11 protein-coding genes and 1 other RNA gene are annotated in these 11,885 nt (G+C 33.3%); 5 read left to right on the top strand and 7 right to left on the bottom strand.

Annotation, left to right across the window (positions count from 1 at the left end):
- Window positions 1–6: 6 nt before the first annotated feature.
- On the top strand, window positions 7–1,317 hold the full coding sequence (murA, locus tag C0512_RS02885) for a UDP-N-acetylglucosamine 1-carboxyvinyltransferase (protein ID WP_290858729.1): 1,311 nt from the start codon (window positions 7–9) through the stop codon (window positions 1,315–1,317).
- A 59-nt stretch (window positions 1,318–1,376) separates the two neighbouring features.
- On the opposite strand, the gene C0512_RS02880 is transcribed toward murA, so the two are convergent.
- The 3 genes from C0512_RS02880 to C0512_RS02870 form a co-directional block, all read right to left on the bottom strand.
- Complete coding sequence (locus C0512_RS02880) at window positions 1,377–3,863, bottom strand: DUF5686 and carboxypeptidase regulatory-like domain-containing protein (RefSeq protein WP_290858727.1); 2,487 nt, start codon at window positions 3,861–3,863, stop codon at window positions 1,377–1,379.
- Between the two features lie 46 nt (window positions 3,864–3,909).
- The gene (aroQ, locus tag C0512_RS02875) at window positions 3,910–4,323 is read right to left on the bottom strand and encodes a type II 3-dehydroquinate dehydratase (protein ID WP_290858725.1); all 414 of its coding nucleotides are present in this window, start codon (window positions 4,321–4,323) and stop codon (window positions 3,910–3,912) included.
- A 157-nt stretch (window positions 4,324–4,480) separates the two neighbouring features.
- Window positions 4,481–5,035 (bottom strand): porin family protein, encoded by a 555-nt coding sequence (locus C0512_RS02870; protein ID WP_290858723.1) that lies wholly within the window; start codon window positions 5,033–5,035, stop codon window positions 4,481–4,483.
- A gap of 246 nt (window positions 5,036–5,281) precedes the next feature.
- Here C0512_RS02870 and C0512_RS02865 point away from each other — a divergent pair, with 246 nt between their 5' ends.
- From C0512_RS02865 to xerD, 3 genes are all read left to right on the top strand, one after another.
- Window positions 5,282–5,878, top strand: a complete 597-nt coding sequence (locus C0512_RS02865; RefSeq protein WP_290858721.1) for an outer membrane beta-barrel protein — start codon at window positions 5,282–5,284, stop codon at window positions 5,876–5,878.
- A 101-nt stretch (window positions 5,879–5,979) separates the two neighbouring features.
- Window positions 5,980–6,564 (top strand): outer membrane beta-barrel protein, encoded by a 585-nt coding sequence (locus C0512_RS02860; protein ID WP_290858719.1) that lies wholly within the window; start codon window positions 5,980–5,982, stop codon window positions 6,562–6,564.
- Window positions 6,565–6,643: 79 nt separating this feature from the next.
- Entirely contained in the window at window positions 6,644–7,540 is an 897-nt protein-coding gene (gene xerD / locus C0512_RS02855; RefSeq protein ID WP_290858717.1) for a site-specific tyrosine recombinase XerD, read from the top strand.
- 88 nt (window positions 7,541–7,628) lie between these two features.
- Here xerD and rny read toward each other — a convergent pair whose 3' ends face one another.
- From rny to C0512_RS02835, 4 genes are all read right to left on the bottom strand, one after another.
- A complete protein-coding gene (gene rny, locus C0512_RS02850; RefSeq protein WP_290858716.1) occupies window positions 7,629–9,194 on the bottom strand; it encodes a ribonuclease Y in 1,566 nt (521 codons plus the stop codon).
- A gap of 48 nt (window positions 9,195–9,242) precedes the next feature.
- Window positions 9,243–9,351, bottom strand: a non-coding RNA gene (ssrS, locus tag C0512_RS02845) — 6S RNA.
- A gap of 54 nt (window positions 9,352–9,405) precedes the next feature.
- Entirely contained in the window at window positions 9,406–9,699 is a 294-nt protein-coding gene (locus tag C0512_RS02840; RefSeq protein ID WP_290858715.1) for a cell division protein ZapA, read from the bottom strand.
- Between the two features lie 6 nt (window positions 9,700–9,705).
- A complete protein-coding gene (locus C0512_RS02835; protein WP_290858714.1) occupies window positions 9,706–9,996 on the bottom strand; it encodes a hypothetical protein in 291 nt (96 codons plus the stop codon).
- A 186-nt stretch (window positions 9,997–10,182) separates the two neighbouring features.
- On the opposite strand from C0512_RS02835, the gene C0512_RS02830 reads away from it, so the two are divergent.
- Window positions 10,183–11,880 carry a M23 family metallopeptidase gene (locus C0512_RS02830; RefSeq protein ID WP_290858713.1) on the top strand — a complete coding sequence of 566 codons (1,698 nt, stop codon included), beginning with the start codon at window positions 10,183–10,185 and terminating at the stop codon, window positions 11,878–11,880.
- The last annotated feature ends 5 nt before the right edge of the window (window positions 11,881–11,885 follow it).

The raw sequence follows: 11,885 nt of genomic DNA, 5'->3' as shown, positions 1-11,885 counted from the left end.
ACGGATATGGGAACATTCAAGATAGAAGGCGGACACCGTCTTAAAGGGGAGATTCATCCTCAAGGAGCCAAAAATGAGGCTTTACAAATTTTATGTACAGTATTGCTTACTTCGGAGAAAGTTACCATAAACAATATTCCTGATATTATTGATGTGAACAAACTGATTACGCTGTTGGGTAATTTAGGTGTGAAAATGCAAAAAAATGGCCCGGGCTCTATCACTTTTCAAGCAGACGATGTCAATGTTGGCTATCTTGAAACAGAAGCTTTTAAAAAAGAAGGAGGGTCTTTGCGTGGTTCGATAATGATTGTTGGTCCATTGTTAGCCCGTTTCGGAAAAGGATATATTCCTAAGCCGGGAGGCGATAAAATAGGAAGAAGAAGATTAGATACTCATTTTGAAGGATTCATCAATTTAGGGGCTAAATTCAGGTATAATAGAGAAGATCATTTTTATGGTGTGGAATGTCAAGGCCGATTAAAAGGAGCTTATATGCTTTTAGATGAAGCCTCAGTTACCGGAACTGCCAATATTGTGATGGCCTCTGTTTTAGCAGAAGGAACAACCACAATTTATAATGCAGCTTGCGAACCCTATTTGCAACAATTGTGTAAAATGCTCAATTCGATGGGAGCAAACATTACCGGAGTAGGTTCTAATTTATTAACCATTGAAGGTGTTGAAAAATTAAGCGGTTGCACACACAGAATTCTACCGGATATGGTTGAAATCGGTAGTTGGATTGGGTTGGCAGCGATGACTCGAAGTGAAATTACCATTAAGGATGTAAGTTGGGATAATTTAGGTGTGATTCCAAGTGTTTTCAGAAAATTAGGGATCACCATAGAAAGACGAGGAGACGATATATTTATTCCGGAACACAAAGACGGTTATGAAATAAAAAAAGATATTGATGGTTCAATTCTAAATGTATCCGATGCTCCTTGGCCGGGATTTACACCCGATTTATTGAGTATTGTTTTAGTAGTAGCGACCCAAGCAAAAGGAGATGTGTTAATTCATCAAAAGATGTTTGAAAGCCGATTGTTTTTTGTGGACAAATTGATTGATATGGGAGCTAAGATTATTTTGTGTGATCCGCACCGTGCTGTTGTTATCGGACATAATTTCCAATCTCAATTGAAAGCAACAACCATGTCTTCCCCTGATATTCGTGCCGGAATTTCGTTATTGATTGCAGCATTATCTGCCAAAGGAACCAGCACTATTCAAAATATAGAACAAATAGACAGAGGTTACGAACGAATAGACGAACGATTACGAGCGATAGGAGCTCATATTGTGAGGGTATAGTTTTTAATTATTTTATAAAAAAAGAGAAGTGTTTTGACTTCTCTTTTTTTTTGCTTTTTCTATTCTAGTACGCCTAGAAATTTCATTCCAAACATTACGCCATCTCCTAAATAAGTACTGCCATTATAGGCCCGCACATAATCTACCCGTAGCAATTTAAATTTCCCAAAACCTAATTTATCTAACCCTATGCTAAATTCCTGATATGGTTTTACATCCGGAGTGGCTAACTGATGATAGCCTAAAACCATGGTTGATTTCAGCTTGTTCAACAATGGAATTTTGTTCATGATAAATCCTTCAAAATTGTGTTCAATATGCGTTTCCATGTAACTATTATTGGTGCTATAGGAATAATAAGGGAGTAAATTAAATTCATTTAAATAGCGGTCCGCGGTACTCACGTGCGTTTGGTTTCCGTTGAAATGTTTATAATCGACAAAGGAAATTCCATCTGCATCGAAAAATTTACCGCCTTTCAAATTAATAGCAAAACTACCTTTATTCCCTATCGTTTTTTCATAGTATACCCGAGCAGCCAAAAAATCATAATTATAGTTTTCCTCACTGCCTGCAAATCCTTTTTCATAGCCTACAAAAACTGTTGGGTATTTTTCATTTCTAATGTTGAATTTTCCATCGGGACGCGATAAATATTTTTGTCCAAAATTTATTCTGGCATTTACGTTTGCTTTAAATAAATTGTGTTTTTCTATTGCTGCTGTTGTGTAATCCTCCGGATTTAAAGGATTATTGGAGGTGTATTTTTTGTCTTGGTTGAACATCACATAATCCGAGTTGTTAAATAACGGTTTTCGTTCACTGTATTCAAGTGAACCAACGAGGTAAAGCCCATTGATTGCTTCTTGCTGATAGGATGCTTTGACGAAATTCTTTTCATACAATTTCATATAATTGTCTTCAAAGAAAATAGAACTAGCCGTATTAATTAAATTACTAATAGGATTATTTGCATTGAACTGTTCAACTTTGCTTCCACCATTTAGGGTTAATAAACTATTGGTTTTAGTATCTAATCGGGTACTGAAAAATCCGGTTGTTCTGAATTTTTCTTCTGAAAAGCCATAATTAAAGTCGGCTCCATAGGTTAAATATTTTCTGGTTTCTTCATCCCGTTTAATATAAGAGATTCCGGTTGAAAGGTGCCAGCCCTGAACCGTATTAAATTGAATTAGTTTGATGATACCTTCGTAATTAAAGTTCCAGTTTTCATAGGAATTTCTATAACTGTAACCCGTTAAGATTTTTAAGATTTTAAATTTATTGTTTTTTGCATCAATAGAATCTAAATAGGGTTTCGATTTCCGCAAGGTTTGAATACTGTCTTTCCGCAGGTAGTCATTATTTTCTTCTTCCGTTAGTGGAACCGGTCGCATCATATTCCAATAGATGGAGTCTTTTTTATTGGCATTGTCTTCAAAACTCAAAATTTCTCTGGTAAACGTTTTCTTTTCAAATTGTTCTTTGAAGTCGTAATTACTGTAAACGTATGTAAATTTTCCATTGAATTTAATGCCAAAAGCACCCGCTTCAAATTCTAGACTTTGGGAATTTTTTGCCCAAAGTTGATTGGTTTTATTGTAACTGAAATTTTGTTTTAAGGTCATTACATCTAAAAATTCTTCTTTCATTCGGTATCCTTTAATGTCTAAATCGACACCATAAATAGCCCAACTGTCTTCTACAATAAAAATATGTCCTTCAAAAACAGGTTCAGCATCTCTTTTTGGCGTTACTTTTATTTTATTAATGAGGTTATTATTATCGTCGTAAAAAGTTCCTTCCAAGGTATACTTATAGTAGGCAAAGGCATTATCAGCAATTGGAGAAATAAGGTTTACGCCTAATTCAACCGTATTGTCATAAAAATCATAAGAAGTAGCTTGAGCAGTATTGTAGCTGAAACCATTATTTTTCCCACTTATTTTAGAGGCAATAATGTGTTCTTTTAACTTGTCCGGTTTTTCAAAAGTTATTTTAGAAACCGTTTCCGATAAATATAAAATTCCACTTCCGGTTGAATCTAAAGCTCCGTCAAAATCGCCAATTTCCTGACCTAATATTTTCTTTGGAGCATTTTTCATTCTAAATATGCCTCGGGAATAGAAATCTGCCGTAAATCGGGCTGTTTTATCAGAGTTCTTTTTTCTGTTAGTAATTGCACTTCGGATGATTGCATTTGCCGGATTGTCTTTTGAACTCAGGACGACTTCATTTAATTTATAATTTTCCTCTTTTAAAGTAACATTAAAAGTATAAGGCAATTTTTCAATATCTAAAGTGTGTTTTTGAGTTTTGTACCCTAAATATTGGAAAATAATTGTCATTTGTTCTTTTTTTTGAACATTGAGTTCATATTGTCCTTTTTCATTTGAGGTAGTTCCAACATAGGTATTTTCTATATAAATATTTACAAACGGAAGCGGAACACCTGCCTCGTCTGAAATAGTTCCTTTTATTTGAGCAAAAGAAAGAGTGGAAAAATTAACAATCAGAAAAAATAAGAAGGTTTTCAGCTTAGTCATAATCAAAAGTTAGAAAATAGATTAATTTGTATGGAAAGGATTATTATTAAAGGAAAGACAAAAGTGCTAATTCATAACTTTTTAATCCAAAACCAACGATTACGCCTTTTGCATTTGGTGAAATATAAGATTGATGTCTAAACGTTTCCCTTGAAAAAGTATTGGAAATATGCACTTCAACTACCGGAGAATTGATAGCCTTTACAGCATCTCCAATTCCTATGGAAGTATGTGTGTAAGCCGCGGCATTTAAAATAATTCCATCAAATAAAAAACCAACTTCTTGTATTTTATCAATAATTTCGCCTTCAATATTGCTTTGATAAAAGGTTAATTTGATGTCAGGATAGTTTTGTTGTAAATGAATAAAGTAGTCTTCAAAAGTTTGATTGCCATAAACATCCGGTTCACGTTTGCCTAAAAGATTTAAATTTGGGCCGTTGATAATAATGATTCTCATCCTGTAAGATTTTAGGTAAAAATACCAAAAAAAGTGATAGGTAGCGGGTGTCGAAAAACATTAATTTAATATTAACATTTGGGCTATTGTGAAGATTTTCAAGAAAATGAACTTTTTAAAAAAATGGCTGACCAATTTATGTCAGCCATTTAAATTGTTAAAACATATAACCCAGCGAAAATTGAACTAATGAATTTTTTACATTGGCTTCTTTTTTCACATCGGTTAAACCGGCTACATATCTTCCGGATAGAAACAGTCCTTTTGTGATTTTATAACTTAGTCCTGCTGCGACACCAAAGTCAAACGTATTAGAATCATATAAGTCAAAATCACCACTCTCTTTAACCAAAAAGGAAAACTGAGGTCCGGCTTCTAAACTCAACTTATTGCTTGTTAAATAGAATTTTACTAAAACAGGAATTGAAAGATAGCCCAATTCATTTTTTATTTGTTCGTCTAAACTCTCTAATTCTGAACCTTGCGTGGAATAGAGTAACTCAGGTTGAAGGGCAAAATTTTCTAACAATTTTAATTCGGTCACAACACCAAAATGAAAATTAGTAACATTGTTAAAATCAACTCCTTCTAAATCTCCTCCACTGTAGTTAGAAAAGTTAACCCCGCCTTTTAATCCAAATTGGAGTAGTTGGGCATTAGCATTCGTAAAACCGATTAAAAATAAAGCATAAACTAACATTGATTTTTTCATAGATTCTATTTTAACTGTTTATATTGTTTTAAAACGAAGTAATTCAATAAAATTGTGTAAAGAATAGGATAATTTAATTTCTTTAGAATAGATTTTAATAAGTTGAATCAAACGCTTTTAATTGACAATGTTATTAACATTATATTTACTTGATGTTAACAACTTTGTTAATAACTACAAAATGTCTTTATATACAAGGGTTTTTAATATTTTAATTTTGTATTATAAATTCTAAAACATTTAAACATGAAAAAAATTATTTTATCGATTTTAGCCGTAGCCGCATTTGGAACTGCAAATGCACAAGACGGAGATGTAACAGCAAAAGGTTTTGCTAAAGGTGATATGTTTGCTGAAGGTAGTTTCAGTATTCGTTCAGGAGACGTAGAAGACAGTTGGTCATTTACTCCAAAAGTAGGTTATATGATTAATGATAAAATTGCTTTGGGTGGATTTTTAGCTTTTTCTGGCTCAGAGGATAATGCTAACAATAAAGTTGGCAGATTTGGTTTAGGTGCTTTTGCCCGTTATTATTTCTTATCACTTGGTGCTGATAAAGCTTTCCAAGCTTATGGTGAATTAGGATTAGGTTATACAAGTATAAAAACAGAACCTGATGGAGTAGAAAGCTCAACTAATAGTGCGATGAATGCAAATATCGATTTAGGAATCAATTATTTCTTTACTTCTCATTGGGCAGCTACCTTTGAATTAGCTAATATTTTAAGTTACAACAACACTAATCCAGAAAATGGAGATAATTCAAGTGACTTAAACATAGAAGTTAATTTATTCAACAACATTTTTGCTCAACCACAATTCGGATTATTATACAAATGGTAATTTGATTTTTTTGATATTAAAAACCACGCAACTTGCGTGGTTTTTTGTTTTAAGTACAGAATTTTATTCCTAATTTTGTCTAAACAAAAATAATATAAAATATGAAAAAAGTAATCTTATCGGTCGTAGCCTTATTGTTTTTCGGATTTGTTCAAGCACAACGGGAAGGAGGATTTCGGGTTGGCTTAGATGTAGGTTATATTCCGGCCAGTGGTGGTGCAGGGGTTTCTTTCGACATCGAACCTAAATATAACATCAAGGAAAACATGAATGTGGGTCTGCGAATTGGTATTGCCGCTATTGCCAGAGATGTTGAAGAGATTGGTAATACAACATTTGTAACAGCCACAGCAATTGGTTCTTATATTGCAACTTTTGATTACTATTTTCCATCGGGTAAATCTTTTGTACCGTTTGTAGGTGGTGGTATGGGATATTCTACAGCATTAAGTGTGAGAGCAAGTGAAGATACTGATGTGGAGGGCTTAGATCCTGATAGTGGATTTGGTGGTTTAATTCGTGGTGGTTTTGAATGGGGAAAATTCAGAATGAATCTAGAATACAACTTTGTGCCTAAAACACCACTTTATAGAGAAGGACAAGTAACCACAGGAGATATTTCTAACTCTTATTTTGCTGTAAACCTTGGTTTTTATATAGGTGGAGGAAAATGGAAAAAAAATTAATTTTAAATAATTTACAATTTAAAACCTTTCAAACTCTGAAAGGTTTTTTTATTTCCTTGAATCAGATTACATTTGAAACATGAACTGGCAAACGTATATAAAAAGTTTTCAATCCTATTTAAAAATAGAAAGAGGATTGTCGAAAAATACTTTAGCTAATTATACTTTTGATTTATTACGTCTGACACAATTTTTAGAAGCTAACGGAATTTCTAAAAATCCCATAAATATCAGTGAAGAAGAAATTCAACTTTTTATTTATGCAGTTTCCAAAGAAGTGAATCCACGATCCCAGGCCCGAATTATTTCCGGATTAAAAAGTTTTTTTACCTATTTAATTTTTGAAGATTACCGAACGGATAATCCGATGGAATTGATTGAAACACCAAAAATTGGCAGAAAATTACCGGATACACTTTCCATTCAGGACATTGATGCGTTGATAGCTGCCATCGATTTATCAAAAGAAGAGGGAGAACGGAACAAAGCAATATTGGAAACTTTATATGGTTGTGGTTTACGCGTTTCAGAATTGACAACCTTAAAAATTTCTGACTTGTTTTTTGAGGAAGGGTTTATCAAAATAACCGGAAAAGGAAACAAGCAACGTTTTGTTCCCATTGGGAAATCTACCGAAAAGTACATTAATCTATATAAAAATCATGTCAGAACACATTTGACGATTCAAAAAGGTCATGAAGATACTTTGTTTCTTAATCGAAGAGGTAAGCAGTTGACAAGAGCGATGATTTTTACTATTATTAAGGATTTAGCGGTTAAAATCAATTTGAATAAATCAATCAGTCCGCATACATTCAGGCATTCATTTGCCACGCATCTTTTAGAAAACGGAGCCGATTTGCGTTCCATTCAGTTGATGTTGGGTCATGAATCGATTACTACGACCGAAGTTTATGTTCATTTGGATCGTAAACATTTATCACAAATTGTAAATAAATTTCATCCGAGGAAATAGTTTTCAGTCTAGTTTAGGTATAAAAAAATGACTTACATTTCTGCAAGTCATTTTATATAGAATTTATTTTTTTAACTGACAACAGTGTCTACTTCGCAATATTCACTGCTCTGGTTTCACGAATCACCGTAATTTTTACCTGTCCGGGATAAGTCATTTCTGTTTGAATTTTTTGAGATACTTCAAAGGAAAGTTTGGCTGCTTGTTCATCAGAAACTTTTTCACTTTCCACAATTACACGCAATTCACGACCCGCCTGAATGGCATACGCACTTTTCACCCCATTAAATCCAAACGCGATTGCTTCTAAGTCTTTTAAACGTTGAATATAAGAATCTAAAACCTGACGTCTTGCTCCCGGTCTTGCACCTGAAATAGCATCACAAACCTGAATAATAGGAGAAATTAAATACTTCATTTCAATTTCATCGTGGTGAGCTCCAATGGCGTTACACACTTCTTCTTTCTCGCCATATTTTTCAGCCCATTGCATACCTAAAATAGCATGAGGTAATTCACTTTCTGTATCAGGTACTTTTCCGATGTCGTGCAGTAAACCGGCCCGTTTTGCAAGTTTCACGTTTAAGCCTAATTCAGCCGCCATGATACCACAAAGTTTAGAAACTTCACGCGAGTGTTGTAATAAGTTTTGTCCGTAGGAAGAACGGTATTTCATTCTACCCACCACTTTAATCAATTCCGGGTGTAAACCATGTATTCCTAAATCGATAACCGTACGTTTACCTACTTCAATAATTTCATCGTCAATTTGTTTAGTAGTTTTAGCAACTACTTCTTCAATTCGAGCAGGGTGAATACGTCCGTCGGTAACCAATTTATGTAATGCTAAACGGGCAATTTCTCTTCGAACAGGATCAAAGCAAGAAAGTATAATTGCTTCCGGGGTATCATCAACAATAATTTCAACTCCGGTAGCGGCTTCTAACGCACGAATATTTCGTCCTTCACGACCAATGATTCTTCCTTTTACGTCATCTGATTCAATGTTGAAAACAGACACACAATTTTCAACTGCTTCTTCCGTTCCTACGCGTTGAATCGTATTGATGATAACTTTTTTAGCTTCTTGTTGAGCTGTTAGTTTGGCTTCTTCCAAAGTGTCTTGAATATGAGCCATTGCTTTTGTTTTAGCCTCAGCTTTTAAGCTTTCAACTAATTGTTCTTTTGCTTCTTCAGCTGATAAACCGGAAATAACTTCTAATTGTTGCACTTGACTTTTGTGCAGTTTTTCCAGTTCAATTTGTTTTTTGTCTAAAATTTCAATTCGGTTATTGTAATCTGCAATTTTGATATCAAAATCATCTGCTGATTTCTTTGCTTTAGCTAGTTCACTTGAAACTTGAGATTCTTTATCTCTTGTTCTTTTTTCAACTTCCGCTATTTTTTTGTCTTTGGATAAAATCTCTTTTTCATGTTCTGATTTTAACTCTAAAAATTTTTCTTTCGCTTGAAGGAGTTTGTCTTTTTTGATATTTTCAGCTTCAACTTTTGCATCTTTTAAGATGGAAGTGGCTTCCTTTTTTGCGTTTTTTATAAGGTTGGAAACGTTGCTTTTTTCAATGACTTTTGCTATAGCAAAACCCGCTGCAATTCCAACAATTCCGGCGATAATAAGTAGTAATGTACTGTCCATTTGTTTTAAGGTTTATATATAAAAAAAGCCTACATTAGGTGATTGTATAAACTCGATAAGACAAGTTTTGAGCTAACTCATTGTTCAAGGATCCCACTACAAGGAGGGCATGCTTTAGTAATGAAGATTTGCTCATTCTAAATTGTTAGTGTTGAGTTTATCAAATAGAAACTAATGTAGGCAGTATCTTAATTAGTGTGTAAGAACGTATTTATTTTTCCAGATAATTGGCTAATAAATCATTTATTTTTTTCAGTCTCTCTAACGATTCCTGATTATCTTCCGTTTTTTCGATTTGTTTTTGCTCTAATTGCGAGGCAAACTGCAAGGCACACATGGCCAAAACATCTTGTTTATCTCTCACGGCATAATTTTGTTCGAATTGCTTAATCATCACATCAATTTTTTTTGAAGCACTTCGCAATCCTTCTTCCTGACTTGGGTCCACCGTTAACGGATAAACGCGGTCAGCAATTGATAATTTAATTTTAAGCTTTTCGTTCATGCTGTATTAATCAGATAACTGTGCAATACAGTAATCAATTTCACGAATTAATGAATTTATTTTAAGCTTCGTATCTCTTTTGTTTTCGTCACTGCCTAATAATGAATTGGCTATTTTGAGTGTTTCATATTGTTTTTTCAAGCTTTCCATCTCACTGGCTTGAATTTGTATGTTTCGGTTTGCTTTGTTTAATTCCTGTTTTAAATCTTGTATAGTTGTCTCTAAACCTTGCATTTTGCTTATCAGTTTGGAGAGTCTATTTTCAAGAGAATCAACAATTTCTACCATTTCACTCATTGGAGCATATATTCATTACACGATTTACAAAGTTAGTATTCCTAAACGATTAACGCAAATAAAAAAAATAAATTTTATATTCAATTTTTATTTCTCACTAACTGATGGTAAATCATTGAAATAGTATTTTTTAGCTTTGGTTTGAAATTTGCTATACTTTTTTTAAATTAGCAAAAATTCGAAGCCATGAAATACACTTTATTATTACTTTTTGCCTCAATCAATGCCTTTTCACAGGTGAACTATCCACAAAATGATTTTATTTCTCCTTTAGATATTCCTTTGCTTCTTTCCGGTACTTTCGGTGAATTGCGTTCTAATCATTTTCATTCCGGTTTAGATTTTAGAACACAATCAAAAACCGGTTTTAATGTTTATGCAACCGGAGATGGGTATATATCCAGAATTAAAATTTCCACTTTTGGTTATGGGAAAGCACTTTATATTACCCATCCAAACGGGTATACTTCCGTTTATGGACATTTGTTGAAGACTGCCCCTAAGATTGACGCCTATTTAAAAGAGCAACATTATAAAGAACAAAGTTTCGAAGTTGACCTTTTTTTGGGCGAAGGTGTTCTACCTGTAAAACAGGGAGAGATAATTGCTTTGTCCGGAAATTCAGGAGGTTCCGGCGGTCCGCATTTGCATTTTGAATACCGAGATTCACAAACTGAAAAAATAATCAATCCATTGTTTTTTGGATTAGATGCTAAAATAAAAGACACTAAAGTTCCGGTTGTGAACGAAATAGTGGTTTATCCCATCAGTGACGATGCTGTTGTGAATCAATCTCAACAGCCTATTTCTATTCCCCTATCATTACAAAAAGACGGAACTTATTTAGCCTCAAAAGTTTTAGCTAAAGGTAAAATAGGTATTGGGGTTAATACCTATGACGGATCGGATAATAATTATGGTAAAAACGGAATTTATAAAATGCAAACATATTTAGATGGAAAACCTGCTTTTGACATTGCTTTTAATACATTTAGCTATGATGAAACCCGTTATATTAATGCGTATATTGATTATTATCGGTATAAAAAGATGAATCAACGGGTTCAGAAAATGTATTATACCAAAAAATATCCCCTCAGTTTAATTTCTTCTAGTTTAACGGATGGGATTATTACAATTCCGCCTAATATTACGTCTATTTATAAAATTGAAATTGCGGATTTTAATGGCAATAAAACAGCAGTAACTATTCCTATAGAGTCTGCTGATCAGGAGGTTAAAATTCCAAAAGCAATAAAAAAAACGAATTATTTTATTAAATCCGATAACGAATATATTTTTGAAAAAGATAAGATTTCAGTATTTATACCTGAGCAAACTTTTTACGATGATTTTCATTTAAAATTTGATGTAAAAGACAAGGTTTTGTATTTGCACGATGATTCAACGCCCGTTCATTCCAATTTTTCTGTCACCTTTGAAGAGGATTCGATTCCTGACGCTGACCGTGATAAGTTTTTCATTGCCACCATAAACGGTAAAAAAACATATTATAATTCAACGAAAATGAAAGAAAAAAAATTTACAACATGGACGCGTAATTTAGGGGAATTTCGTTTAATAAAAGATTCTATTTCGCCTAAAATCACATCTGTTAACTTTCAGGAAGGTAAATGGTTAAGTAAACAAAATGATTTGCAATTTGAAATTACAGATGACCTTTCCGGTATTAAAACTTATACGGGTTACTTGAACGGAAAATGGATATTATTTGATTATGATTATAAGACCAATAAAATCACACACGATTTTTCAGATAATGTCGTTATAGAAGGACGAAATGAATTAAAAATTGTAGTAACCGATAATGTCGGAAATTCTACTATATTTGAATCACATTTTTTTAGAAGTCAGCAACCTTAAACCTA

The sequence above is a fragment of the Flavobacterium sp. genome (genome assembly GCF_013822155.1).
In the GTDB taxonomy this organism is placed as follows: Bacteria; Bacteroidota; Bacteroidia; order Flavobacteriales; family Flavobacteriaceae; genus Flavobacterium.
This window is presented reverse-complemented; position numbering and strand designations above follow the sequence as displayed.